The organism is Chryseobacterium caseinilyticum (assembly GCF_014837145.1).
Taxonomy (GTDB): Bacteria; Bacteroidota; Bacteroidia; order Flavobacteriales; family Weeksellaceae; genus Chryseobacterium; species Chryseobacterium caseinilyticum.
The window spans coordinates 37144-62805 of the sequence record NZ_JACYFS010000006.1 but is presented as its reverse complement, the minus strand read 5'-3'; the positions used below and the strand labels follow the sequence as shown (position 1 = coordinate 62805).

At 36.4% G+C, this 25662-nt stretch carries 24 protein-coding genes; 2 read left to right on the top strand and 22 right to left on the bottom strand.

What is annotated here, in order from left to right:
• Nucleotides 1-145 precede the first annotated feature (145 nt).
• Nucleotides 146-736 (top strand): acyl carrier protein phosphodiesterase, encoded by a 591-nt coding sequence (locus IC610_RS16060; RefSeq protein WP_191737754.1) that lies wholly within the window; start codon nucleotides 146-148, stop codon nucleotides 734-736.
• A 91-nt stretch (nucleotides 737-827) separates the two neighbouring features.
• Here the strand turns inward: IC610_RS16060 and IC610_RS16055 are convergent, their stop codons facing one another.
• The 17 genes from IC610_RS16055 to IC610_RS15975 form a co-directional block, all read right to left on the bottom strand.
• Nucleotides 828-1598, bottom strand: coding sequence for a DUF3575 domain-containing protein (locus tag IC610_RS16055; RefSeq protein WP_228462952.1), 771 nt, complete (start codon nucleotides 1596-1598; stop codon nucleotides 828-830).
• A gap of 52 nt (nucleotides 1599-1650) precedes the next feature.
• Nucleotides 1651-2622, bottom strand: coding sequence for a T9SS type A sorting domain-containing protein (locus tag IC610_RS16050; RefSeq protein WP_191737753.1), 972 nt, complete (start codon nucleotides 2620-2622; stop codon nucleotides 1651-1653).
• 890 nt (nucleotides 2623-3512) lie between these two features.
• On the bottom strand, nucleotides 3513-3938 hold the full coding sequence (gene arr, locus IC610_RS16045) for an NAD(+)--rifampin ADP-ribosyltransferase (protein WP_191737752.1): 426 nt from the start codon (nucleotides 3936-3938) through the stop codon (nucleotides 3513-3515).
• Between the two features lie 170 nt (nucleotides 3939-4108).
• Nucleotides 4109-4486 (bottom strand): hypothetical protein, encoded by a 378-nt coding sequence (locus IC610_RS16040; protein WP_191737751.1) that lies wholly within the window; start codon nucleotides 4484-4486, stop codon nucleotides 4109-4111.
• A gap of 36 nt (nucleotides 4487-4522) precedes the next feature.
• Nucleotides 4523-6559, bottom strand: a complete 2037-nt coding sequence (locus IC610_RS16035; RefSeq protein WP_191737750.1) for a M48 family metalloprotease — start codon at nucleotides 6557-6559, stop codon at nucleotides 4523-4525.
• Between the two features lie 166 nt (nucleotides 6560-6725).
• Nucleotides 6726-7202, bottom strand: a complete 477-nt coding sequence (locus IC610_RS16030) for a hypothetical protein (RefSeq protein ID WP_191737749.1) — start codon at nucleotides 7200-7202, stop codon at nucleotides 6726-6728.
• A gap of 148 nt (nucleotides 7203-7350) precedes the next feature.
• On the bottom strand, nucleotides 7351-7617 hold the full coding sequence (locus tag IC610_RS16025; RefSeq protein ID WP_191737748.1) for a hypothetical protein: 267 nt from the start codon (nucleotides 7615-7617) through the stop codon (nucleotides 7351-7353).
• Nucleotides 7618-7651: 34 nt separating this feature from the next.
• Nucleotides 7652-8254 (bottom strand): Pr6Pr family membrane protein, encoded by a 603-nt coding sequence (locus IC610_RS16020; RefSeq protein WP_191737747.1) that lies wholly within the window; start codon nucleotides 8252-8254, stop codon nucleotides 7652-7654.
• 182 nt (nucleotides 8255-8436) lie between these two features.
• A complete protein-coding gene (locus IC610_RS16015) occupies nucleotides 8437-8892 on the bottom strand; it encodes a hypothetical protein (RefSeq protein WP_191737746.1) in 456 nt (151 codons plus the stop codon).
• Between the two features lie 173 nt (nucleotides 8893-9065).
• Nucleotides 9066-9434, bottom strand: coding sequence for a contact-dependent growth inhibition system immunity protein (locus IC610_RS16010; protein WP_191737745.1), 369 nt, complete (start codon nucleotides 9432-9434; stop codon nucleotides 9066-9068).
• A gap of 150 nt (nucleotides 9435-9584) precedes the next feature.
• Complete coding sequence (locus tag IC610_RS16005; RefSeq protein WP_191737744.1) at nucleotides 9585-10514, bottom strand: Kelch repeat-containing protein; 930 nt, start codon at nucleotides 10512-10514, stop codon at nucleotides 9585-9587.
• Between the two features lie 610 nt (nucleotides 10515-11124).
• Nucleotides 11125-12558 (bottom strand): DUF6794 domain-containing protein, encoded by a 1434-nt coding sequence (locus IC610_RS16000; RefSeq protein ID WP_191737743.1) that lies wholly within the window; start codon nucleotides 12556-12558, stop codon nucleotides 11125-11127.
• A gap of 85 nt (nucleotides 12559-12643) precedes the next feature.
• On the bottom strand, nucleotides 12644-14269 hold the full coding sequence (gene groL, locus IC610_RS15995) for a chaperonin GroEL (RefSeq protein ID WP_056084108.1): 1626 nt from the start codon (nucleotides 14267-14269) through the stop codon (nucleotides 12644-12646).
• A 73-nt stretch (nucleotides 14270-14342) separates the two neighbouring features.
• Nucleotides 14343-14699, bottom strand: coding sequence for a four helix bundle protein (locus tag IC610_RS15990; protein ID WP_191737742.1), 357 nt, complete (start codon nucleotides 14697-14699; stop codon nucleotides 14343-14345).
• Between the two features lie 52 nt (nucleotides 14700-14751).
• On the bottom strand, nucleotides 14752-15030 hold the full coding sequence (locus IC610_RS15985; protein WP_056034561.1) for a co-chaperone GroES: 279 nt from the start codon (nucleotides 15028-15030) through the stop codon (nucleotides 14752-14754).
• 148 nt (nucleotides 15031-15178) lie between these two features.
• Nucleotides 15179-16048, bottom strand: coding sequence for a hypothetical protein (locus IC610_RS15980; protein WP_191737741.1), 870 nt, complete (start codon nucleotides 16046-16048; stop codon nucleotides 15179-15181).
• 130 nt (nucleotides 16049-16178) lie between these two features.
• Complete coding sequence (locus IC610_RS15975) at nucleotides 16179-17234, bottom strand: NAD(P)-dependent alcohol dehydrogenase (protein ID WP_191737740.1); 1056 nt, start codon at nucleotides 17232-17234, stop codon at nucleotides 16179-16181.
• 138 nt (nucleotides 17235-17372) lie between these two features.
• Here IC610_RS15975 and IC610_RS15970 point away from each other — a divergent pair, with 138 nt between their 5' ends.
• Entirely contained in the window at nucleotides 17373-18695 is a 1323-nt protein-coding gene (locus IC610_RS15970) for a carboxylesterase family protein (protein WP_191737739.1), read from the top strand.
• Between the two features lie 62 nt (nucleotides 18696-18757).
• Here IC610_RS15970 and IC610_RS15965 read toward each other — a convergent pair whose 3' ends face one another.
• The 5 genes from IC610_RS15965 to IC610_RS15945 form a co-directional block, all read right to left on the bottom strand.
• Nucleotides 18758-20194: a hypothetical protein gene (locus IC610_RS15965; protein WP_191737738.1), complete on the bottom strand. Its 1437-nt coding sequence runs from the start codon at nucleotides 20192-20194 to the stop codon at nucleotides 18758-18760.
• 4 nt (nucleotides 20195-20198) lie between these two features.
• Complete coding sequence (locus tag IC610_RS15960) at nucleotides 20199-21383, bottom strand: hypothetical protein (protein WP_191737737.1); 1185 nt, start codon at nucleotides 21381-21383, stop codon at nucleotides 20199-20201.
• 144 nt (nucleotides 21384-21527) lie between these two features.
• Entirely contained in the window at nucleotides 21528-23012 is a 1485-nt protein-coding gene (locus tag IC610_RS15955; RefSeq protein ID WP_194698932.1) for an alpha-amylase, read from the bottom strand.
• A gap of 39 nt (nucleotides 23013-23051) precedes the next feature.
• Complete coding sequence (gene dinB / locus IC610_RS15950; protein WP_191737736.1) at nucleotides 23052-24146, bottom strand: DNA polymerase IV; 1095 nt, start codon at nucleotides 24144-24146, stop codon at nucleotides 23052-23054.
• A 215-nt stretch (nucleotides 24147-24361) separates the two neighbouring features.
• Nucleotides 24362-25636 carry a hypothetical protein gene (locus tag IC610_RS15945; RefSeq protein WP_191737735.1) on the bottom strand — a complete coding sequence of 425 codons (1275 nt, stop codon included), beginning with the start codon at nucleotides 25634-25636 and terminating at the stop codon, nucleotides 24362-24364.
• Nucleotides 25637-25662: the final 26 nt, after the last annotated feature.

The following is a 25662-nucleotide window of genomic DNA, read 5'->3' as shown; positions in this document are numbered from 1 at the left end:
AAGATGAATTGATTTTAAATATAATTTCTCATAAAAAGATAGATTTACAAAAAATTTCATTCAATTACACCGATTGCGAAAAAGGAGTTTGGGTGGAAACCATTTTAAATGGCGAAAGTTTGCTCAAAAATTTCTATATTCGTTTATGAACTTCCTCGCCCACTCTTTTCTATCATTTTCCGACGGACAGATTGTCGGGCAATTTCTGGAAGATTATATCCGGAATAAAGACCGATATTCTTTCCCGAAAGACATCCAAAACGGAATTACGATGCACCGCGCCATCGATACTTTTACAGATTCTCATCCTGCAATTCATGAAGCCAAGAAAGTTTTCAGTCCGCTGGTGAGATTATATTCGGGTGCTTTCGTCGATGTTTCTATGGATTATTTTTTAGCTAATGACTTAACAGTTAATTCATTACAAGGCTGGAAATCACACTCGCAAAATGTCTACAAGATTTTGAACCGGCACCTCCATTTATTCCCTGAAAATTTCAAAACGATGCTCTCAAGAATGGAAAGTGAAGACTGGCTGTACAATTACCGTACAGACCGCAGCATCGGGTTCAGCATGAAAAACGTTTTACACAAAGCAAAATATTTAGATAAAGACATTCCTGTTTTTGAAGCGTTTTCAGATAACAAAAAATTCCTGAAAGAATGTTATGACAACTTCTTTCAGGAACTATACTTACATGCGAAACACACCAATGATGTGATGACACAGTTTTAGATGTAAATCGAAATTTCAGTCAATTTTTCAAAACATTTTCAATATACAACATATCCTTCGACGGGCTCAGGATGACATGTCTGAAAATATCTTAAAATCTATACCCAATTGATAATCCGCTTCTGAAGCCAGCCCAAGGGCCGTCAACCTTTATTCTTGCACCTTCAGTATTGGTTTCTACAGTGTAGTCTACAAAAGGTACGTCGAGATCTTCAATTTCTTTTTTAAGCTGAGCCTGCATTTCCGGAGTAAGGAAGATGTCGCTGGTTAAAGCAAAATCTCCTTTTCCTGTCCCGTAATGTGCTCCGGCAATCCAAAAATCGAGAACTAAACTCTGAGCTTTATTAAGAAAAAACTGAGCTCCAACCATTAAGCCTCCGCTGTGACCGCCAGCTTCACCTTTTCCCATCAAAGGAATTGGATAGACAATGCCATTTACAGGCTGAAAATTGTAGTAAAAATCAAAATCATTGGATTCTACGCTGGAATAACGGTAGTACGGAGCAAAATAAAATCCTTTTCCATAGCCATGACCGATATAGAATCTTGGTTCTAATGTAAAATTGGTCGCTTTAATTTCCAGATTCTGGAACTGTCTTTCATCATCCTCATCCAGAAAAGAATTAATGAATGGAACTTTTCCTTCGGGCATTGTCCCGAATCCTATCGTTAAAGAAAACCATTGATTCAACGATCTTTCATAGGTAAGATTAAAATTTCTGAAGGCATAAGCCGTCACATTGGTTTTAATGATATTCATTTTTTCCGGAACTTCCGCAGCCGGCGGAATCGGACTTTCAATCTGTGCCTGCACGAATGGCATAGCGCTCAAGGCGATAAGCGAGATAATTTTTTTAGTCATAGCTGGTGATTTTGGTGTGAAAAATTTATATCAAAAAGCAGGCAAAATTTATTTATTTTTTGATCAGCTTTTTCGTTTCAGATAAAACTCCTCCTTTTTCAGCGGTAATGAAATAGACTCCCGACGGAAGATCTGACACCTGAACTGCTTCTGTACTCTTATTGATTTGCTTTAAAACCTTTCCTTCAGCATTGTAAATCATGATATTGGCATTGTCGCCGTTTCTAAAATGCACAACATCTGTTGCCGGATTAGGATAAAACTCAAGTTTATTTTTCAGCTGTGCATCTTTTACGGCAAGATAGACTTCATTTAATGCCTGAGCCACATTACTATTTTGAGGAGCACCTGTACCAATTGTGATAACAGCATTTGTAGTACTGAAGAGTGGTGCTTTGTGTGCGCTGTCATAATAAGCGTAAGAGGTATTAACTATTGTTCCCGCAGGAAAACCAAAAACCGTCATTGCAAAATTCTGAACAGATTTTACCCTCGTCACATTGCTATATGTTTTCGTACCTATAAGAAGCGTTCCCCACGCATCAGCAGAAATATTGATATTCCCACTCACATTTCCGTTAAAACCCTGTGCTGAAAAAGTACCTGATGCTGTATCACTTTCATTAAGCCCAAAAGAAGTTGGATAGCTGATAAATGTACCGTTATTGGTACTGAGATTAATAGTTGCATCGGTAGTTACCAAGGCCGTTATTTCAAGTTTCGCTGCAGTCTGTTTGTAATAGACCGTAGTTCCGCTATTCACATACTTCAACGTTGATCCCGGATATGTACTGATCTCCGCCGCGGTCGGTGTGGAATACGTTCCCGGACTTGCAGCACCCATAGTAAGAGCTGAATTATTGAAGACTGTGTTGGCTCCGGTTGCGGAGTGATCTGGTGTTCCGTTTAAGCTTACAAAATTACTAATATCACCGGAAACAGGATCGTGATAAGCTTTTGTGATCGTTGTTTGCGCGTTTGCCAATGAAACACAAAGCGTTAAAGAAAATAGAATTTTTTTCATGCTATAAAATTTTATCTAAAATTACGCAAAAAACCAGCCAGCTTTTAAAATTTTTTAAGAATTTTTAACATTATTAAAAAGTTACATTTTTAAAGCGGATTCATTTAAAATGACAATCTTATTTTTAAAACTTTACTTTTCTATTCACACTTTCATTATTATTCAATTTAACGACGACAATGATAACCGAATTTTCAACATGAATCTATTCATCGTTAAATTCTTGGGTATGCAACTGATGATAAAAACTGATTGTTGAAAGTAAACCAATCTAAAATCTGCTGATCGGTTCTGTTGTAAGACGTTCCCAAAGCACTGCCATCACTGATTACATGAATGATAACGGAATTTCATAGAGTGTATCTTTTTTAAATCCGCCCCTTCCATTCGCTTATCAGTTGAGACAATTTCAGATTAAAATCTTGTGTAAGTTTTTTGCGTCAGGGTTTTTGGCAAAATAGTCTGCCATTCGGATATCTGTAGTACAGGCTTCAGAAGGCTTTGTTGTTGGTGAGGTTTAGGACAGGGCAACAATGCACGGGAAAAGTGCAGAAAGTGTAGTTAAAGGTTTCAATTTAGTTTTTTTTCAAGAGAATATTATTTTTTGAAGTGGATGAAAAAAAAATTTGAATGAAATTCATACTCAAAAGTATGAACGGATTTAAACTGGAAAAAGAAACTAAAGAATCAATTAAAAATTCATGATGATCATATTATTAATAAACCTTCTGACTATAATAACAATATCTTGAGGTATGCAGATTAACGTCTTGCCAAATTAAAACTTTTCCCTGCGAATAAGATAAAATTCCCAAAATGGTAAGTAAAAAGGTAACTAATGATTTCATCCTGAAAAATATTTAAAGATAAAAGTGATACTTCTAAATCAATCAATTGATAATTTCCGCATCCGGATTTTCACGTAGCTTTGCAATCCTTTCTTTCCAGTTCTGCAGTTCTTCGTCTGTGAGTCTTACCCATTCTGTCAGTTCGCCAATGATTCTTAAAGGTTCTGTACTTCGGTAAGATCTCGTAGGGTTTCCGGGAAATTTTTTATCGGTGACATTAGAATCATTTTCAAATGCTCCGGTAGGTTCTACAATGTAAATGTGATCATAACCATTACCTTCTGCCAAAGCAGCAGCCAGCCCTGCTCCGTTTGGTAAAGCTGTGAAATAAATGTGATTCATAATTATTTCTGAGCGGTAGTTTGAATTAAAACCTGCACTGAGAAAATCTCCGATCTTCAAATCTGCCTTTGTACCGTGATAAAATGGACCTCGATCCAAAATTTGGCTGTCTTTTTTGTTTTGCATGAGAATATTTTGTTGAGATGGAAGTACCTGTAAACTTAGGAATTTGTTTTGAAATGCAAAAACCGCTTGCTGAAAGCGGTTTTTAAGTTTATGGAGAATATTTTTTTATTGACAGTTACTAACTACAAATCCGCAGTATCGGATTTTTAAAGATCTAAACCAATCTATCACTAATTACTTAATTTATAAACATCATCATACGTAAGATATTTACTCCTGCTTATCGTGTAAATCGGATTACCGCTCTCCTCTAAAATAATCCCAACACTTTCGTCATTTTTAGGGAAGAATATCTGATATTTACGACCATCTTCTAATCTTATACCATAAGTTTCGATGCCATTTTCATATTTAACAGAATTTTGAGAATAGTTAAATTCAGCAACCTTACCTATACTGTCTTTTACAGAAAAAGCTTTTGGTTTAAAAGAAATTTCAAATTTACCTCCATTTTTATCAAGTGCTTTCCAGTTACCCTGATAACTGTCAGAACCTTCACAAGAAATTAACAGAACACTCATTAGCAATGCAATGATAACATTTTTCATACTATAAATTTTGAATTAAATATTTAAATTAAGTCGTTACACTTCCCTCAATTCCTGCATCAATCCGAGAAGTGCTTTTTTCTTGAGGAAATATTTTTGGCGGAGAAAATAGGGCAGATAATTAATCGCTTTTACCAACAGCTGAATATCACGCTCCATATATTGATTATTTAGAAAATAGATGTGATTATTACTGGTGAAAAACTTCAGATCTTCCAGATCTTTATGGTCGATATTTTTTGTAAGAACCGCATTCTGATGAAAAACAGTAAGTTCAAATTTGAGTTTCTCTTCCAGAGTTTTCAGATTCTGAAAGTTCTTTTTGATCTGCTCAAAAGGCGTAACGTTACTCATAAAGTTTGTTTCGTTCAACAAGTCCAGATAAAGCTGATACTTCTCTTCATAAACCTTGTCATAGTCGGCAAAATCTTTATAGGTGTTTATAAAATTTACCTTCTGACCTTTTTCCTCTGAAATTTTTATATAATAATTGTAAATGTCTGAGTCGTTTTTCAGCACTTTTTCTTTTATGTCATCAATTTCTATCTGGATCTCAGGCAGAAGATTTTTTGCATCTTTCTGCTTATATTTTATGCCATCGTAATCAAAAGTTTTAATATCGATTTCCTTTTTTGAGATGGCTTCCACAGTTTTAAAATCATTTTCAAGAGTAATCAGACTGTACACCCACTCAACTTTTTCCTTGCTGAACAGCTCATCGAAAGAAATATATTGATCCACAGACGTTTCCTTAACTGTAATATCCGGGTTTTTATGATCATAGTATGAATTAAACATTCTGTCGAAAGAATCCTGCCGGTATTTTTCTTCAAATTCTGAACGGAAAATTTCAATATCCAAATTTGTCGTCTGATCCTTATAATTCACTTTAGAAAACAGTTCCAAAGTCATCTTCTCTTCGGTTTCAGTAAAATCGGTGAAAAGATCTTTTGCAGATTCTGTAAAATTTTCTTTTACAATATTAAGTTTTCTCAGCCTTTCAATACGGTCTTCATGGGATGGATGAGAAGCCCACTGATTTTCAATATTCAGTTTTGATTTACTGAATAATCCTGATTCTGAAAGTTTAATATCAGGAAGTCCATTTTTAAAAAGCACTTCGTTTTGTTCTGCAAGAAAAGCCATTACAAGAGATTGCTCCTGATAGATGTTTTTGCTGGCAACGTTTGTAGAAAATTTAGAATCATAAAAATGTAAGACGTTCTGGTAAGAGTTTTCCGCCAGTTCCAGTCTCAGAAGAGATTCTTCCAAGGGAAGTGATCCGGCAATATGAGCCGCAACCTCATCCGCATGAAATTCCATTTCTCTGGACAGCGCCATGTGACGAAGATTTACAAACGAGTACATCTTCACCAAAACCCACTGAATTTGTCCGGTAATAAATAATGCCAATGCTCCAAAAACTGAAAAATAACCACTCACATCAGAAAAACTCCTGATGGAATCACGGTAAGATTCGTCGTCGTTGACTAAATTAAAAATAATCTGATTGACGTTATAAACATAAGAGCCCACCTTCATCGAGCGTTGCGAAAAATGACCGAACTCATGGGCAAGAATAGCCTTGAGCTCCTGCTTTGTGGTGGTATTGACCAGCCCCATCCCAATGGTAAGATTCTTTTGAATCGGCAGAAACATGCTCCAAAAACTTGAATCATAAAAAACGCTGGCGTTCACCTCGTGGGAAAGATATACTTTTTTGGGTGAATTGGTTCCCGCTTCCTTTACGATTTCATCAATCATTTTGAAAAGTTCAGGTTCGCTTTCTCTTTTAATTTCTTTAAGATCACTACGGTCGTTGATGTGTCTTTTGAAAAGAAATTTAATTACAAAATAAAAAACAAAAAGCCCCAGACCAGCCATTCCGGCACCCAACATAATGGTAACCAACATTGGTTTTGCCACGATCAGCCAAATTCCTGCGGCAATACACGCCAGGGCTAATGCAATTGCTAAAACAAAAATAAAAAGGTAAACAATTACAAAAATTACAATAGCCCAAACTGCGGCGGCACTTTTCTTTTTAAAATCATCAGAAACCTCAATGTACATAGAAATAGTTTTTTTACAATAATACACACATCTGTTAAATATTGCAAGTGAAATACCTGTCTTATCTGATGAATTACGTGAAACAATGTTGCAAACTTAAACCTCATGTACTTTATCAAAGGTCTAATGTGTTGATCAGGATTTGGACATGAAGTTAGCCGTTGAATTAATCATCATTTCTAAGGACCATCTCAATCGGAGGGAAGATATCGTACGTTAAACCGATAAAAATTTGAGAACCACTGTCTACGAAACGGTAATTATAGTTGTCGTGACCAAATATTCCGCTTATGAAAACTCCTAAGTTGTTCTTAAAATAAGCGGTTGCATTGAGCTCTAATCTTGAGGGATCCACAGATTTGTGGGGTTTATCAATCAACTCGTAATGAGCTCCGACGGACCAGTGATTCAACGCTAACTTTTCGTTCAGTACTCCTTCCTCTGGAAAACGTCTCATGTAAGTCAAACCTAAATTATAACGGTTTTTACCATAGATTTTAATATCTTCCGGAGTGTAGCCGCCAAGATCGGGAATTACCCAAAGAAGATTATTATGAAATCTGTTGTATTTAAAAAGAACAGACAATCCCTGTGTAGGTTTGTAATCATCACCTAAATCGACAATCCGGTAGTTGAGTGCCAACTCTGAACGCTGAAAAAGGACTTGTCCTTTTTTGCATCGGTTGAAGGTAGTTTTAAAATACCGTAAAACTTAATATTTAAAAAAATATATTGCAAAACAGCAAAGATTTTCACGTTGACGCAAAGGACACTTTACGAAATATGTTATTTCATAGAATTCTAGCCAATCTCACAATCTGATAAACTGCATGATTTTTCGAAGAAAGTGATCTCGTAATTTCCGGAATTGCCTGAAGATGAGCTTCACACAAATACCCAAATTCAAGTTCTTTAATAACTTTACAGTGTTCTGAAATGATTTTCTTTAATTTTTTATCCCTCTTATACAATTCCACATAAACCAGATATTTGCTTTCGGAATAATCTTTCGGAGTTGTGGTGTCTCTGATGTATTTTTCTAAATCTTTTTTGGGCATTCTGATTATTTTTAATTTAAACCTATTTTTCAGTCTACTTTTTTTCAAACTTATTATTAACTGCAATCAATACAGATCCGCTTGCTAAAAAGACCAAAAGCATTATTAAACTATTCACCATCACTTTACCCAAACCGAGTTCTGTAACATTGAGGAATGGATATGGATACCAATTGGTTACTGAGCCCCGAACCAATGAATAAATCAGATATGACAAAGGAAAGATCAACCAGTACAATCCGTTTTTCCAGCTCAGCTTAGTTTTTGTAACCAGAAACAGCCAGTACAGAATATACAGAAACGGAATCGCAGCATGAAGCATATTATCTAAAAACAACTGCCATCCTGTAGGTTTCCAGACCCCTCTCAAAACCGTGTTGTAAACAATAAACACAATGAAAATATACAAAGCAACCGCAGTTTTGACAGACAGCCTTGAAAAAAATTGACCTAACTGAGTTTTCGGGAAGAAAGCAGAAAACGTAAGGCTTACTGCTATTAAAGAATTACACAAAATCGTAAAATAACTGATGACATTGCCGAAAGTATCTGTCAAAATATAAAACTGAAGAATGACGCAGAACCACATCACCAAAGCAAGCAATGCAGCGAAAATTGTATGGGTTTTTGCTTTCATATTTGATGATTATTAACTTAGTGCATTTCAAATTTAATCATTATTGGAATGGGATTTTGTCTTTTTTCCGTTTACAATTTGAATAGTATGAAATTGTTATGAATTTGAATATTAAAAGCGTAACAACGATAAAAAGTCACGGATTGCAAATCCGCGACATCGTAGTTTTTAAGATTGATAATTTATTCCACAACACCATTTCCCGTAATAATTGCTTCCTCCATACTATCTACAATTTCAGCAACTGTGATTGAAAATACACCCGCAACTCCCTGATCAAATTCTTTTTTCCAGTAATCATAGCCGTCAATTTTATTGGGAAGTTTAACTTTACTGTTTTTTAAAACAGTAACACTTTTATCTAATGCTTCCTCACTAATCGGAATGTGCGACAAATCATTTGCAAAACCATTCCCGGCATCAGGTTTTCCCACCTTTAAATTACCAATGGAGATGTGAATCACCTTCCCATATTTCGGATATTCTTCTATTTTTAAAATTTTCAGGGTAGATTTTTCTTCACCTTTGCGGGTTTTGTAATTCCACTCCTGACCGACGGTGTATTTTGTAGTTTCAGGGTTTTTGCAGTTGGTGAGGAAAAAAGATAAAATTAAGATTGAAAGAATCTGATTAGTCATAGTATATAATTTCTTTTGACAATGCTGTAAAGTCGGGGTCACGGATTGCAAATCCGCAACATCGTGGTTTTTATAACTTTATGTTCAAAATTGAGAACATTTACTTAGCTCAAATTTTGAATTAATTTAAAATCTTTAAACGAGTCGAACCACTTTTTTTTAATTTCCCAAGCTCAATCATCATCTTTCAGCAGTGCTTCATTTCTATGAAAAATCTCCAAAACAGACTTGTAATAGTCTTTAGAAACCCTCCAAAAATCAGGATTGCTGGTTAATACAGATGTTAATAAATCTCCGGAATAAAAATCACCATCTGCAAGAATATTATCAGTCAGCTTTTCCAAGGCAATCGGAATCAAATATTTTAAACCAATATTTTGTCCTATCAAAATTCTCAAATCTTCAACTGAAAAATCAATTAAAGGTTTTTTTCTCAAACTGTAACAGGTGGACATCAAATAGGATTCGTGATTATTTTTCGGCGTATTCCAACTATCTTTTTCAAGATTATCTAACGTTTGTAATTTCCAGTTTTCCTTCATGTGAAATTGATTGACTTGGTGAGCAGATATAGTTTTAGCGAATTATAATTTATAAAAAAATCGCAAAATGTAGAACGGTTTGTTATTTAAGATAAGATTGCTTCGTACCTCGCAATGACGTTACTTAATCATTCCTTCTGTTATTAATAGTTATTTAGCAGAAAGTAGTTCTTCGCTAATATCCGCAACCTGAATGCTTTTAATAGCTGATTTGGTTGAGGAGGCTGTACTTCCGCCGATGATGTATAATTTATCATTATATATTTCAGCAGCAGCATGTCGTCTGGAAATCATATTATTGGATGATAACCTTTGTAGCTTATTGGTTTCTGTATCAAAATAAGCCAAGAAATTCTGATTATTATAACCGCCGGCAATAAAAATCTTAGTACCGGATACCGCTAATGAATGACCCGATATCGCAGCAGGCATCGTATATTGATCAGTCCAAAGATTTTTTTTGAGGTCATACACATTGACCAGACGGGATGACGTGCCGTTAAAACCACCGATAACATAAAGCTTATCATTCACAATTTTGCCCCTGGCTTCTCTGGCAGTCGGCATATCCGGTAATGGATGCCAGGTATCGGAAGCGATGTCATAATATTGGAACCTGTCAGAAAATACTGTGGTGGCGGCATTGTTTAGTCCACTTCCGCCGAACGTGTATATTTTTCCGTTATAGATGGCAGAACCTGCATTTCCTGTGTAGGCACGGTTAACAGCTCCTTTCGTTTTTTGATGAGTTTCAAGGTCTATAATTTCAAGATGACTGTTTCCCCAACCGTTAAAAATATAAATTTTATTACCGTAAGTCTCCGAATTGGCGAATCTTTTAGGAACCAGACTGGAGTTGATGATACTCCAGCGGTTATCTTTTATACTGTATTTCTCAATAATGGTAGCATTGCCATCCGAATCTTTATATCCATTGCTCACATAGATATTGTCTCCTGCTATGGCACTGCATATTGCTCCTCTGCGAACAGACATATCTGAAAGATGTTTGAAAACCAGGGTTTGTGCATTGGCTAGACATAAACCGAAAAGTGAAAAGAGGAATAATCTTGTTTTCAATCGGGGATGGGATTTGGTTTTAAAGATAAGAAAAAGTTACGGATTGGAAACTTTCGAAATCATTTTTCAGATTATTAATTCGTTTTTAAAACAAAAGCCACACGAAAGGATTCGTGCGGCAGCGAGGGGGTTGAGGTTTGGTTTTAAAGATAGGGAAAAGTCACGGATTACAAATCCGCAACATCGGGTTACATTCTTGAAGATGGGTTTGTTCTAATTTGTATTTCTTTCCTACTCATAGTTTGGTAATTTATTAATAACAAAGCAAACAAATTGATAAATTGGAGATGTTTTATTTTGCTCTATATGATTAAAGATATTAAAATTAAGTCAGTGAAAATAATTTTTGCTTTAAATACAAAAACCGCCTAGAAAAAATCTGAACGGTTTAAATTTATAGAGGCTCAACTAGACTTAGCGAAGCAGGAGGTTTTGCAGTTTTTTAGAAAAATGAATAAAGGTAGGGTTGCTATAATTTGCAATTTGCTCATGTTTTGGAATTTGTTTAATTGCCTCAAATTCGTTAGACTTTTCGGAGCGGGGGGAGCGGTTTTGTTTTATCATTATTGCACAAAGTCATGAGACTTTGCGCAGCGGGGGAGATAATGTTTTACTTTTTAGGATTTTCTTTTTCCCATTCTATTGCAACTTTCTTATTTCCATTTACCCATTTTATATAATTGTTAATAATTGTTCCAGATATAAAATCATTTTGTCCTCTCTTTGTACCAATATTTCTTTCTTTAAAATATTGTAATAATCTCGAACCTCCATTAATCCCCCAATTATTTCTTATCCACATTCCTAAACCTCCCATATGTCCATTAAAGTCACTGAATTTTGATGGTTTTTTTAATTCAGATTTACTTTCATAATTTAAAATCTTGTCTAATTCAGACATACACTCTTGCATACTTCTGGGAATGTAAATACCATCAATTTCCGAAAGTGTTAATCTTTTTTTTAAGTCTTCTTCTCGTTTTTGTTTCTGTTGTAGAGTGATTCTTTCTGCTATCTTATCATCAGAATTTCTGTAACCACCAAAGAAATACTTAAAATGAAATTTATCAACTTCTTTTGGCAGAAAATCTGATTTAAACTTAGTGTTCTGAATATAATTTAGAATTTTGTCTTTACTTAAGTTTTCATCGATATCAAATTTTTCAACTTCGAAACTACCGTCTTTTTTTAAATAACCTGAAATTTGCAATCTGTAAAGATGATACTTGTGAAACTCTTGTGAATCAATAGAGACAAACTTTAAATTATGCATTTTCTCAATTGTTTCTGACAAAATTTGACCTGTAATGATGCTTTCGAAATTGTTTATATACTTGTTAGGCGATTGTATACTGGTTATAAAGCTACTTTCTCTTTTTCGAATAAATTTTAAATCTTTATAAACTTCCTTGAAATCCTGATGAACAGGATTCAGACTTAAATTATTAAAATCATAAATGCTTACTTTTTTCCTTGCGTCAATTACATAGATAGAATCATTTTTATTAAATATAAAATTATCTAATAAATACGCTTCACTATCATCAATGTCAGATTTTAAAGTAATAATATTATTGTTACTTTTTTTATTATCAATCAATTGAGATGAGGGAAAAAATAAACCACATTTTTCATTTTTAGGATCACAATTTGTAAACTCTTCGAACCCATATTTTTTGTATAGTTTCCCACTTTCATAGATCATAACAGATTTTTGATCATCTTTATCCTCATAATATTTGGAGGAGGAGAAGTATGCAACCTTTTTCCCATCATTACTGATGAATAGGAAGAAATTTTTGGAAGCATCTTCTAAGTCAAAAGATCTAGGTATTGTGTAAATAAGACTGTCGTTAAATGTAATATCATATACTTCAGAGAAACCTCTTTCAGTAGGAAATTCATCATCAAAAGAATAAGATACAATTTTACAATGTTGATTTGCTGAAAATGTTTTAGAGTTTGTAAAAGCACTAGAAGAATATTGAGCTTTTACGGAAAAATTTAGTAGGAAGATGATAAGAAGATAATAATTTAATTTCATTGAGTGGTTTTTTTCAAAAATACAAAAAACCGCTCAGAAAAATCTGAACGGTTAAATATATTTGCTTCGGTCGCTGACCGCGCTATTACATCATTCCTGGCATTCCACCTCCCATTGGCATAGCAGGTTCTGCGCTCTTGATTTCAGTGATAACACACTCTGTTGTTAACAGCATTCCTGAAACTGAGGCTGCGTTTTCAAGGGCAACTCTTGTTACTTTCGTAGGGTCGATGATTCCTGCTTCAAGCATGTTGACATACTCGTCAGTTTTTGCGTTGTAACCGAAATCTGCAGTTCCTTCTGCAACTTTAGCTACGATTACAGAACCTTCACCTCCTGCGTTGGCAACGATTTGTCTCAATGGCTCCTCGATTGCTCTTTTTACGATTTTAATACCTGTAGTTTCGTCAGCATTGATTCCTGAAAGATTAGCCAAAGCTTCAATAGCTCTTACCAAAGCAACACCACCACCTGCAACGATACCTTCTTCAACAGCTGCTCTTGTAGCGTTCAATGCATCGTCAACTCTGTCTTTTTTCTCTTTCATTTCAACTTCAGAAGCTGCACCTACGTAAAGTACGGCCACACCACCAGCTAATTTAGCCAGTCTTTCCTGCAGCTTTTCTCTGTCGTAGTCTGAAGTAGTTGTTTCCATCTGAGCTTTGATCTGGTTTACTCTTCCTTTGATCTTGCTTTCTTCACCACCACCGTTTACAACTGTTGTGTTGTCTTTATCAATAGATACTTTCTCAGCAGTTCCCAACATATCCAAAGAGATATTTTCCATTGTGAAACCTTGCTCTTCAGAAATCACCTGTCCACCAGTTAAGATAGCGATATCTTCCAACATTGCTTTTCTTCTGTCACCGAATCCCGGAGCTTTAACTGCAGCAATTTTAAGAGAACCTCTTAATTTGTTTACCACTAAAGTTGCCAAAGCTTCACCTTCAACTTCTTCAGAGATGATCAATAGAGATTTTCCGCTTTGTGCAATTGGCTCAAGAACCGGAAGCAATTCTTTCATTGAAGAGATCTTTTTCTCTACTAAAAGAATGTAAGGATTTTCAAGCTCAGTTAACATTTTCTCAGGATTTGTCACGAAATAAGGCGACTGGTATCCTCTATCGAACTGCATACCTTCTACAACATCAACTGTTGTATCAATACCTTTAGCTTCTTCTACAGTAATTACACCTTCTTTCCCAACTTTTCCGAACGCTTCAGCGATTAATGAACCGATAGTTTCGTCATTGTTTGCAGAAACTGAAGCTACCTGCTTCACCATTTCTGTAGAATCACCAACTTCTTTAGACTGCTCTTTAAGGTTCGCAACAACAGCCGTTACAGCTTTGTCGATTCCTCTTTTCAAGTCCATTGGGTTAGCTCCTGCAGCTACGTTTTTAAGACCTTCTCTTACGATAGCCTGTGCTAAAACAGTAGCGGTAGTAGTACCGTCTCCTGCGATATCATTGGTTTTGGAAGCCACTTCTTTTACCATTTGCGCTCCCATGTTTTCTACTCTGTCTTCAAGTTCGATTTCTTTTGCTACAGAAACACCATCTTTAGTAACGTGAGGTGCACCGAAAGATTTTTCGATTACAACGTTTCTACCTTTTGGTCCTAAAGTTACTTTTACTGCATTAGCCAATGCATCAACTCCTCTTTTCAGAGCGTCTCTTGACTCGATATCGAATTTTATTTCTTTTGCCATGTTATTTTGCTTTTGGCGAATGGCTGTTGGCTTTTGGCTTTAGCGATTCGCTGTATTAATTTATAATTTGATTTTAATTTCCGTTGAGCCTGTTCCAAAGGGCGACAAGCTTCTTTTTAAGTATTGTTAATTCTTCCGAAAGGTTTTGGAAATCTTTTTCTGCAAGAAATTCCAGATCTTTAGATAGTATTAGTTGGTTTTCGGCTTCGTTGGATGATCCTAGTGCGATGTTAATGAAATTTGCAAATTCTTTATCTGAATTCCTGCCACTTCCTTCAGAAATGTTGTATCCTATGGAAGCAAAAGATCTTCTGATTTGAGAAGTTACACCAAAAATTTCTTCTTTAGGAAAGCCTTGGCTTGACTTATAAACTTTTAAAGTTAATTTATGGCTCAGTTGCCAAACTTCAAATTTTTTAAAATCTCTCATTGTCTATTTTCAACGCTGGAAAGCCATCTGCCATAAGCCAATAGCTATTAGCTTAACCTATTACTCCTAATAAATCAGACTCCTTAGCGATGATGAAATCTTTTCCGTCTAATTTTAATTCAGAACCTGAGTATTTTCCATAAAGAACTTTGTCTCCTACTTTTACAGTCGTAGGCTCGTCTACTTTACCTGGACCCACTGCTACTACTGTACCTTCCTGTGGTTTTTCTTTAGCCGTATCCGGGATAATAATACCTGAAGCTGTTTTGGTTTCTGCAGCGATAGGCTCGATAAGCACTCTGTCTGCTAAGGGTTTAAAGTTTACTGACATAATATATTTGATTTTTTAATTATTTCTGTGTTGAAATTGTCTAATTGTATGCCAAGAGACAGATTTAAATATTTTGGCAGATTTTTAAGTGAGAGTGGAAATTTTGGCAGAAAAAAACCTCTGAAATTTTCAAAGGCTGTACCGCAGTTTATTTACTGCATTTCTTATTGTAATCGTCTACAAGCTGCAGGTAAGGTTTCATTCCGTATTCTGCATCAATTTTCATTTGCAGAAAATTTTCTTCTGCTTTATTTTTTACGTCTTTTCGGATCTGCTTCTTCTTTGCTTCTTTGTCATAATACATCTGCTTCAGATCTTTTTTCTGACTTTTTTCAAAAACCTTCATTGTTTCGTTGATATTCTCCTGAAACTCCGGACACTCTTTCGTTGCTTCTTCTAAAGCTTTTTTAAATTTACCTTCCAGCTTTCCTAAATTAAAAATATTCATTCTGTTGATATCGAAAGGCAAATAAGCATATTCACTGTTGGAACTTTTAAGATAAGGAATAAATAACGTTGTCAGATATTGGTTCGCCGGACCTCTGGAATAAGGACTTGCCTGACCGTAAGCTACAACTGTAATTCCGTAAAGATTTAGTTTTCCCTCCTGTTCCAGCGGGAGAATGACTGTTTTTTTGAGGTCAACAACTTCATTGTTGGAGTTGATGGTTTTCAGTTTCATTTTGTCATAAACCAGTCTTTCGGAACCGTCATTATTCAGAAGTACAATTCTTTTGACATCAGAAATATTAATCAGCTGAATTGCAGAACCTGATTCTTCTTTGAATTTAAATTCTTTTACCTCAAATTTAAAATTTTTCTCAATTCCGCTGAAGGATCCCACATCCCCATTATAGAAACGGTTGCTTTGGAAATCCTGAAGATATCCGGTTTTAATATCTCCATTTTCTAGAATGACTTCTGCAGCTACCAGTTTCTTTTTTCCAAAGTAAACGTCCTCCTGAGAGAAAACAGAGACAGAAAATAGTACAAATAATAATACAATCAGTTTTTTCATGAATGATTTAATTTTTTTACGAAAATAATGAAAAGTCGTAAGAATAAAGATATTTTTTGACATAGCCACTAAAAACAAGTTCGGCGAACCTTTTGGTCCGCCGAAATTTTTATTGTATTCAAAGTGAGTTCTAACTCAGAGACTGCATATCAATCACAAAACGGTATCTCACGTCGCTTTTCAGCATTCTTTCGTATGCTTCGTTGATGTCCTGCATTTTGATCATTTCAATTTCAGAAACGATATTGTGTTCGCCACAGAAGTCAAGCATTTCCTGAGTTTCGGCAATTCCACCGATTACTGAGCCTGCAACTGCTCTTCTTCCCATAATCATTGGCGGTGTAGCTAATGCCTCTTCCATTTTTCCGATAAATCCTACCAAAACCAAAGTTCCGTTGATATTCAAAGTCGTGATATATGGATTGACATCATGATCGTAAGGAACTGTGTCAATAATCAAATCAAATTTTCTCTGTACAGTTGCCATTTGTGAATCATCAGTAGAAATAACCACGTGGTCTGCACCTAATTTTTTCGCATCTTCCGTTTTACCCGGCGTTCTTGAGAATAAAGTCACCTTAGCACCCAAACCTTTTGCAAGTTTAATTGCCATGTGGCCTAATCCTCCCAAACCGATTACGGCAACTTTAGATCCTGCGCTAACATTCCAGTGCTTAAGTGGCGACCATGTTGTGATCCCTGCGCAAAGAAGCGGTGCAACTGCAGCCAGATCAAGATTGGCAGGTACTTTCAAAACGTGACCAGCATCTACAACTACTTTTTGTGAATAGCCACCAAAAGTGTGACCTCCCAAATGCGTATCTTTTCCGTTGTAGGTTCCGGTAAATCCGTTTTCACAATATTGCTCAAGATCCTGTTTGCAGCTGTCGCAATGTCCGCATGAATCTACGATACATCCAACTCCGGCAAGATCACCTACCTGAAATTTAGTAATGTCAGACCCTACTTTTGTAATTTTTCCTACAATCTCGTGCCCCGGAACAGACGGATATTTTGTTCCGCCCCAGTCGTTTCTTGCAGTGTGTAAATCAGAGTGGCAAACTCCGCAGTAAAGAATTTCAATTTCCACATCATTGGCGGTAATTTCTCTTCTTTCGATATTCATTTCTTTAAGATCAGCTTCTTTGGATTCTGCTCCAAAAGCTTTTACAGAAAATGTGTTCATAATGTATTGATAATTTTAAATGTAATCTTTTACCTTACAAATTTCCGACCTTTTTTCGGAAAAGCCCTTACCTTTTTTACAGATTTATTTACCCTGATTACTGTTTTATTTCTTAATTTTCAGTTTTGAAACAGGAAGATGAGCACAAACCATCCATTGCACAACCACACTTTTGAAACTTCGTTTGGGAAAATTTTAGCTTTTAAAGAAAATGGAGTCATTAAGGCTAAAAGCATTCGCTATGCTCAATCTGAAAGATTCAAAAAACCAATTCCCTTAGAATCTGCAGAAAATTTCATTTCAGATAAAACGCCGGTCTGTCCGCAAAAGATCAGTCCGCTTCTTGAAAGACTTATTGGTAAAACTGACATCGAAAAATTTCAACCGGAAGAATCAACTCAATTCTTAACCATCACAAGACCTGAAAATTTAGTTGAAGAAAACCTGCCTGTCATTGTCTGGATTCATGGCGGTTCTTATGAAATCGGCTGTGGAGATTTGCCTACTTCCGATCCATCAGTTTGGGTAAAGGAACAGAATATTATTGTTGTTTCTGTTTCTTACCGTTTAGGACTGTTTGGATTTTTGGGAGGCAATGACGAAAGACCTGCCAATCTTGGTTTGTTTGATATTATCGAAGCTTTGAAATGGATTAAAAAATACATTAATGATTTTGGAGGAAATCCTGAGAACATTACCCTTTTTGGGCAATCTTCTGGTGGCGATGCCATTGCACATCTCTTAATTTCTGAAGGTGTTGATAATTTATTCAAAAGAGTAATTATTCAAAGCGCACCGCTGGGTTTCAGACTGAAAAGAGAAAAAATGTATACCGAACTTTTTAGTCAGACCGATTTTCTTAAAGATGATACTGATGTTTTGAAAATGGTGGACTCGTATCAGAACTTTCTTCCATCCAGTTTTAAATACGGTTTAAAAGCGGCCATGCCTTTTTGTCTTAAATACGGTCACGAACCACTTCCACAGGAAAATGAGACTCTAAAAAAATGGAAAGATAACGCTTCAAAAATTGATGTACTGATTGGTTTTAATGAAGATGAAACTTCTTTTTATGTAAAAACCGCTCAGGAAGGCCTGTACACTTACCTTCACAATTCTGTTTTAAACCGGATTGTAAAGATTACCACAAAATCAATCTACGGTAAACCTGCCGAAATTTTCGCTGAAAATTATGCTTCCGGCGGAGGAAATATCCATTTATATAAAATCAAATTGACTTTAAAAAAACACTTCATCGGTGCTTCACACTGTTTTGATCTTCCTTTAATTTTTGCCAATAAAGATGCATGGAAAGATGCCAAACTTCTGAAAGACGTTCCGTGGGAATATATTTTTGAAAACGGAAAAAAACTTCGTGCTGTCTGGGCAGAATTTGCCAGAAACGGAAAAATTCTGCAGGCTGATGAAAGACCAGATATTCTTGAAATACGAAAAATTTAGTTTAAAAAAACGGCTCTGCTTTCACAGAACCGTTTTTTTTTATTTATTTAAATTTTAAAAATCTACTTACCGTCGAAATTTTCTATCGCAACAATTGCCGCGCTTTTGCTACCGTCATAAGTTCTTGGATAATAAATTCCTTTCACATCGGGTCTGTACAGCAATGCCTGACTGTAAGCATCGCCTGATCCCTGAAACTGAGCGGCCTGAGTTTCTTTGTAAGGAGGCATATTTTTAAGTTCGACCACCGATTTGCTGTCCAGATTAACTGCCGATAAATCGTAGTTTTCACCTTTCTTCATGATGTAATTCCCTTTTACATTGACGATTCCCAAAGCGTGCAGATCAAGTTCTGCATTTTTTCTTCCTTTTCCATTCAGGGCAACCACATTGTCTATTTTCCCTGTAGTAGAATTGATGATTACCATTCTCGGATCTGCTGTTACGTAATAAGTTTCATTGATCATCATTGTTCTCATCGGTGATTTTGCCTGTCTTGTTCCTGCATTGATTCTGCTTTCTGTAAAAAGGTAAATATTATTACCGCTCACAGTGGAATAAGGAGTATAAATTTCAACAATCTTGCTTCCGTCATTGTATTGCGAAACCACTTCGTTGGAAACAATTTTTCCTTCTTCAATATCGTACAACATCAGATTTTCGAAGTTGGCGGCATTCATTTTTATCGTTTTGGGCGTACTGTTGAACGCGAGAAGATATTCTTTAGATCCTATGGAAACTGCATGTTCACTTACAATTTTCATTTTTTCTGTGAAGAATTTCTCTTCCTGACCAGAAGGTGTAACATACAAAAGTGATGCATTCTGCTGTGCAGATCTCAAAAGTCCTACATTACCCGAGTTGGCAACAAAAAAATGTGTATCTGAACTTCCTGCTTCACCAGTAATCTGTTTTTCCCAAACCGTCTTCAGACTGGATGTTTCAAAAACATTAATGTTGATTTTTACAGGTTCTTTTCTTGGCGAATGCTCATAGAAAACGACCGCACCATATCTTCCGTTTTCAGATTTCTCAAAATAGGAAGTTCCGGATTTCATGACAGATTCGATAGGAAAAGTCGCCATCAGATCTTCTCTGAAAGTTCCTGCAGTTTTATCAAAAATAATTTTGTAAATATTTTTTTTCTTCAGTTTCCCGGCGTAGGTTTCTGTAATAAAAACAATGTTGTTTCCGGCATCAAAGCTTCCAAGATAATTGATGTAGGCGAACTTTTCCATCTGAGGAATGTTGTGTGTAAAAGTCTGCTTCAGATTATTGGTATTGTCAAACTTCCTTACGAAAATCTGGCTTTTGCTTTCAAACGTATTTTCGTTGGTGATGCTGCTCATGTAGAAACTGTTGGCATCTCCGGCAACCATTTTCACATCCTTTTCGATGGTTTTATCAAAATCAAATTTGTTTCCATGGTTGTATTTTGACTGCGACAAAGCGTTGATGGCAAGGCACAACGTAAGTGCTGTAAATATTTTGAATTTCATGCTTTTAAGATTTGTAGATTTGATTTTCCAAAGTTTTCAACTCTGCTTTTTCGTTGTATGATAAATCTAATTCTACCATTTTTTCCTGCATTTGGTTCAGGTATTTTTCAGCTGCTTTTTTGTTTTCCAACGCCACATTCAGTCTGATTAAATTTAAAAATAAATATTTCCCGATTTTAGCATTGTACACTGCTTTTTTATCGGTATAATTTACTTTAGCCAAAACCTGCTCCCAAATGTCAGTTCCTTTTTTCATATTTTCAAAAGCCACATTATTTGTGGTAGGATCTGAGTTTGCCTGAAGTTTTCTGAGGTTTGTAGTCACATAAATCTGGGCTTTTTCAAGATCGTTGTATTCACCTTTATTTTTCACAAATTCCAGTTTGACCTGCTTGTTTAATGTTTTGTAACCGTAAGTTTCATTCAGGAAAGTGTTGATCGATTTAATGGTATTTCCCAGATACTTTTTCTCTTCAGCCGGCTTATTGATATTGTTGGAAGGCTGTGAAGAAACAAAAACAAAATCCTGTCCGATACTTGTATTGATTTTCTCGGTTCCGTTTTCTTTTACCGTGATTTTTGTCGGCTGATTTGCAAATGTCTGCCCGGCGTTATCCTGAAAATTGACGGTTGACATATCTATATAAACATCAACATTCGGATTGCCTTTTTTGTATCCGTCGATAGAAATCTGGGATGCCAGAACATTGTTGTCTACAATAAAATAATCGTTAAGATCCGGATCTCTGTAAATTGGCGGCGAAGGTTTTACATAAACAGGTTTAGAAGGAAGTCTGAGTGTAGGTTTCATTCCTTTTTCCTGCATATTCAAACGTTCCAGAAGACTCATTTTTTTAAATTCTGCAGATTCCAGTGCGAAAGTTTCCTTTGCTTTGATCACCTCATCATTATAATCTCTTAGTGACTGCTGATAATTATCCTGACTTTCCTTAATCGTGTTGCTGAAATTGGCAACAGCATCCTGGTGATCTTTTTTTGCCTGTTTCAAAACATCTTCTTTGCTCAGATTGTAAGGCGAATTCACCTTTATGCTGTAGGTTCTTTCAGTTTCCTTAATGGAAGTCTGTGGCGCTTTTAATACACGGAAATCAACATTTTCTGAATTGATGCTCTGCGCCTGCATACCCATTGCTGAAACAATTGCTATAGACAGTAAAATTTTTCTCATAAAATTGATAAATTATAGGCCGTAAAGATAATTATTTAAATGAATTGTAAATATATTTTTGTAAAAGTAAAAAAAAACCAATCCCCGTCTCGGTTGAGACAGGGATGAGTATAACATTTCTGTAATAATTTTTTTCTGATAACCTTACTGGCCATCTTCCACGAGCCAGACGCTGACGTTACCGGCCGGCGCAGGAAAATTCCCCCATCCGTTGTCGTCGATCGTCACTTTATCTTCAAATCTTCCCAAGACATCATAGAATGTTTTGCCAATGTATTTTTCGCCCATTTCCATAGGTTTTTCATACTGATCTTTGTTGCTTAAAACTACAGCGCAGCCATCGTGATCATCGTCACCAGCGCGCACCCAGCCGACACAGTTTGCATCTTCAAAATAATCTCTCTGCTCACCGAACGCATGATTTTTTCTGGCCTTTAAAAGTTCTTCAATTCCATCTACTTTATTCAGGAAAATCTCATATTCATTTCCGTCATTACCCATGTCCTTATAGCTCGCTCCAAACAGATCCGGATAAAAAATACACGGATAACCATCAACACGGAGCAGAATCAATGCATAAGCCAAAGGTTTGAACCACTCTTCAACCGGTGCTTCCAGATCCTGAAGCGGCTGTGTATCGTGATTATCAACCAGACTCACTGAGTGTAAAGGATCAGCCTGCGTAAGTGTATGCTCAAAAATCTGCCTCAAATCATAGGAATCACCTTCCTGAGAAGCTGTATGAAAATTGTTGTGAAGCGAACTGTCGAAAAGACTCATGCAGCCTTCAGTAGCATCAATGTATTTTTGTAAAAGATTGAGTTGCCCCGGTGCCCAATATTCACCGACAGCAAAGATATTTTTTCCGGAATTGGAGCGGAGCATTGTCAGCCATTCTTTATAAAAGTCAAAAGAAATATGCTTTAAGGCATCCAGTCTTACGCCGTCAAAATCGGTCTGTTCAAAATACCAGTTTGCCCACTTGTTGAGTTCCTCACGTACGTGAGGATTTCGGTGTTCCACGTCGTTGTACATCAGATAATCGTAATTTCCTTTCTCATCGTCGATCATCTCTTCCCAGTCGTCGCCGTATTCTGATTTGATTTTGTAGATATGAGAATCCTTACCTTCTGCATAATCTACACCGCTGAAACAGGTGAAGTTCCATTCAAAATCTGAGTATTTTTTTCCACGTCCGGGAAAGGTAAATTTGGTGTAGGATTCAATATCGATTTCAGACGAAATTACTTTTTCGCGGTTATTTTCATCCACTTTTACCACTTTGAATTTTTCCAGCTCATCACCGCCGGCTTTATGTCCCAAAACAATATCAACAATTACCTCAATGTTTTTTTTCTTCAAAGCTTTAATGGCTTTAATATATTCATCTTTGGTTCCGTATTTTGTAGGGATGGAATTTTTCTGGTCAAATTCTCCTAAATCAAAAAGATCGTAAGCGTCGTAACCGACGGAATTTCCACCGTTAGTACTTTTATAGGCCGGAGGAAACCAGACTGAAGTAATTCCTAATTCTGAAAGATATTCTGCGTTTTTATGGGCTTCATTCCACAGCGTTCCGTTACCTTCGGAATACCAATGGAAATACTGAATCATTGTTGGGTTTATCATCTAAAGTAGTATTTGATCAATATAATAGTTTGTAAGTGATTACAACTCTCCGCGAAATTCCTCAAACGGGATTTTAAGCTGAACAGAAATCTGCTTTTTTTCTTCAGTGTTAAGTTGTGACACAGACAAACCCAATAATCGTACCGCTTTATCGTACGGACGCAGTTCCCAAAGCTTTTTTCCGGTGCTGAAATATTCTTCAGGAGATGAATAATATTCTTCCTTCGTAAAACTTCTTGTAAATAATGAGAAATCTTTGTACTTGATTTTTAAAGTCAGAGATCTTCCCATTATATTGTTTTTCTGCAGTCTGCTGTGCAGTTCTTCGCTCAGATTCTGCAGTTTTTCGTCAATCTGCTGCTGATCGAAAAGATCTTCAAGGAATGTGCGCTCAACTGCAACACTCTTCTGAATTCTGTGCGGCTTCACTTCGGAATGATGAATTCCCCGAACGACGTCATAATAGTACTTTCCGGATTTACCGAAAAGTCTCGTTAGATCTTCAAGCGATCTTTTCTTCAAATCTTTCCCTTTATAAATCGCCAGACTGTACATTTTGTTGGCAGTAACTTTTCCTACGCCGTAAAATTTTTCTACAGGCAATTCTTCCAGAAATTTTTCTACTTTATCGGGATGTATGGTTTTTTGCCCGTTGGGTTTATTGATATCTGAAGCGACTTTGGCTAAAAATTTATTGATAGAAATTCCTGCGGAAGCAGTTAAACCTGTCTGTTCAAATATTTTCTGACGGATCTCTTTTGCAATCTGATTGGCAGATTCTATTTCTTTTTTGTTTTCGGTTACATCCAGATAGGCTTCATCCAGAGAAAGCGGTTCTACCAAATCGGTGTACTCATAAAAGATCTCGCGGATTTTTTTCGAAATTTCTTTGTAGCGTGCAAATCGTGGCGGTACAAAGATTAAATGCGGACATTTTTCTTTCGCAGTTTTGCTTGGCATGGCAGAACGAACGCCATATTTTCTGGCTTCATAACTCGCTGCTGAAACTACACCGCGATGACCGCCTCCCACAGCAACAGGCTGACCTCTCAGTGCAGGATTGTCATGCTGCTCCACGGAAGCATAAAATGCATCCATATCTACATGAATAATTTTGCGGTTGGGAAAGCTCATCACTGCAAAATTACTGACAATTATTTGAATTCTGATTTCATTTTTATAACAGCGAATTGCACGCGCCCCGACCTGAGTGGAGCTCTTTTTGTAAGCGAGGGGAAAGCAGAGGCACAAAAAAGCGGGAACGGAGGGCGGAAAAAGGCGCCCAAATAAAAACCTCAACCCTGAAGGCTGAGATTTTAGTTTTACAAAATGGTTATCAGTTTTATTGATTATTTTGAAATACAGGTGCACTGGTCGGCATCTATAACATCTACATCGCCGATATCTCCTTTCATTGCAAAGTTGTAAACCGGTGGATTGTAGTCTATAAATAAATCTGTAGAAGGTGCTGTTGCTACCGTATTTCCGGGATATTTTATTCCCTGTATGCCGTAAACTCTTCCTGGACTTATTGCTGCGGCTTCTAAATAATTCCCGCTTACCCAGACAAACTCTTCACATTGTACGAGGTTTTTATCATCTCCAATATATTGGAAATCCACTCCACCAGCCGCATTCTTACCGGTAAAACCACCTACAGCATATTGCGTATTGAAATTCCAGCCACTTCCGGTGTTGTTGTAGCTGAATGCAATAACATCGTGAGGATCTCCCCTTTCTGACAAAATTATTTTTTTGGTATCTGCTGAAAACTCAAGATCTGTAATGGCTTCTGCATGACCGGGAAGATTGGTAATTTCTAATGCCGGGGCTGAAGTTGGCATTGCACCAGTTGAATTTAGGGTTATAGAATAGAGATTTCTATTTGCAAGAAGTGTAGAAGGAACTGTGACTCTCGGAAAATATACTTTTACGTTTCCGTTTTCGTAATTGACGCCGATTCCCCAGATTCTTTCGTCCTGAATTGTGATATCCGGAGTTCCGGAATCAGCTGCAAAAGGATCATAGGTTTGAAGTATAGAACCCGTCATTGAGATTCTGTAGATTTTTCCGTCATCAAGATTTGTGGCGAACAACTGATTGTTGATTTTGTCGTAGGCAACATTACCAACCCCGTTTAAACTGCCTGCAGAACTGGCGTAGGATATGGGTAAATCTACAAATGGGGTTGTAGAATAAGTTCCAGCCGTGGCTTTGTAAATTCTACCGGGAACTGCATTTTGATAAGGAGTGTTCAAAAAGTTCTGACCATAAACTCCTGACGTGGCAAGATAAACATTTGCGTTTTTATCTGTTGCAATTCCGAAGATTCTTCCCAGTTTACCCAAGGTCCAGTCTGCGGGTTTTGTAATTTTGCCTCCCGTTCCAAGAGCGGGTGCCCAATCTGTTCCTGCGGGTACTGAAGCATTGTTTCTTGTATCATAAATTGCGGCTACAAAATCGGTGGGATTGTCTGCGTTATAGGTAACAATGGAAATTCCGGATTGCCCGGTATTGCTTCCTAAAGGTTCGCATACTGTTACGTATTCGCAGGTTTCTTTGTCGCAACTGATAAGAAAAAATGCACTTATCGCTGCTAAGGTTGTTATATTTAGAAATTTCATGTGTTTAAATTTTTAAATGAAACACT

Excerpts from the sequence above, each read along its gene's own strand:
- IC610_RS15955 (WP_194698932.1), bottom strand. The coding sequence starts at position 23,012 with ATGATAAACCCAACAATGATTCAGTATTTCCATTGGTATTCCGAAGGT.
- IC610_RS16035 (WP_191737750.1), bottom strand. The coding sequence starts at position 6,559 with ATGTACATTGAGGTTTCTGATGATTTTAAAAAGAAAAGTGCCGCCGCA.
- IC610_RS16015 (WP_191737746.1), bottom strand. The coding sequence starts at position 8,892 with ATGACTAATCAGATTCTTTCAATCTTAATTTTATCTTTTTTCCTCACC.
- dinB (WP_191737736.1), bottom strand. The coding sequence starts at position 24,146 with ATGAGCTTTCCCAACCGCAAAATTATTCATGTAGATATGGATGCATTT.
- IC610_RS16050 (WP_191737753.1), bottom strand. The coding sequence starts at position 2,622 with ATGAAAAAAATTCTATTTTCTTTAACGCTTTGTGTTTCATTGGCAAAC.
- IC610_RS15990 (WP_191737742.1), bottom strand. The coding sequence starts at position 14,699 with ATGAGAGATTTTAAAAAATTTGAAGTTTGGCAACTGAGCCATAAATTA.
- IC610_RS16055 (WP_228462952.1), bottom strand. The coding sequence starts at position 1,598 with ATGACTAAAAAAATTATCTCGCTTATCGCCTTGAGCGCTATGCCATTC.
- IC610_RS16000 (WP_191737743.1), bottom strand. The coding sequence starts at position 12,558 with ATGAAATTAAATTATTATCTTCTTATCATCTTCCTACTAAATTTTTCC.
- IC610_RS15980 (WP_191737741.1), bottom strand. The coding sequence starts at position 16,048 with ATGAAAAAACTGATTGTATTATTATTTGTACTATTTTCTGTCTCTGTT.
- IC610_RS16010 (WP_191737745.1), bottom strand. The coding sequence starts at position 9,434 with ATGAAGGAAAACTGGAAATTACAAACGTTAGATAATCTTGAAAAAGAT.
- IC610_RS16020 (WP_191737747.1), bottom strand. The coding sequence starts at position 8,254 with ATGAAAGCAAAAACCCATACAATTTTCGCTGCATTGCTTGCTTTGGTG.
- IC610_RS16060 (WP_191737754.1), top strand. The coding sequence starts at position 146 with ATGAACTTCCTCGCCCACTCTTTTCTATCATTTTCCGACGGACAGATT.
- arr (WP_191737752.1), bottom strand. The coding sequence starts at position 3,938 with ATGCAAAACAAAAAAGACAGCCAAATTTTGGATCGAGGTCCATTTTAT.
- IC610_RS16040 (WP_191737751.1), bottom strand. The coding sequence starts at position 4,486 with ATGAAAAATGTTATCATTGCATTGCTAATGAGTGTTCTGTTAATTTCT.
- IC610_RS15965 (WP_191737738.1), bottom strand. The coding sequence starts at position 20,194 with ATGAAATTCAAAATATTTACAGCACTTACGTTGTGCCTTGCCATCAAC.
- IC610_RS15945 (WP_191737735.1), bottom strand. The coding sequence starts at position 25,636 with ATGAAATTTCTAAATATAACAACCTTAGCAGCGATAAGTGCATTTTTT.
- IC610_RS16025 (WP_191737748.1), bottom strand. The coding sequence starts at position 7,617 with ATGCCCAAAAAAGATTTAGAAAAATACATCAGAGACACCACAACTCCG.
- IC610_RS15970 (WP_191737739.1), top strand. The coding sequence starts at position 17,373 with ATGAGCACAAACCATCCATTGCACAACCACACTTTTGAAACTTCGTTT.
- IC610_RS15960 (WP_191737737.1), bottom strand. The coding sequence starts at position 21,383 with ATGAGAAAAATTTTACTGTCTATAGCAATTGTTTCAGCAATGGGTATG.
- groL (WP_056084108.1), bottom strand. The coding sequence starts at position 14,269 with ATGGCAAAAGAAATAAAATTCGATATCGAGTCAAGAGACGCTCTGAAA.
- IC610_RS15975 (WP_191737740.1), bottom strand. The coding sequence starts at position 17,234 with ATGAACACATTTTCTGTAAAAGCTTTTGGAGCAGAATCCAAAGAAGCT.
- IC610_RS15985 (WP_056034561.1), bottom strand. The coding sequence starts at position 15,030 with ATGTCAGTAAACTTTAAACCCTTAGCAGACAGAGTGCTTATCGAGCCT.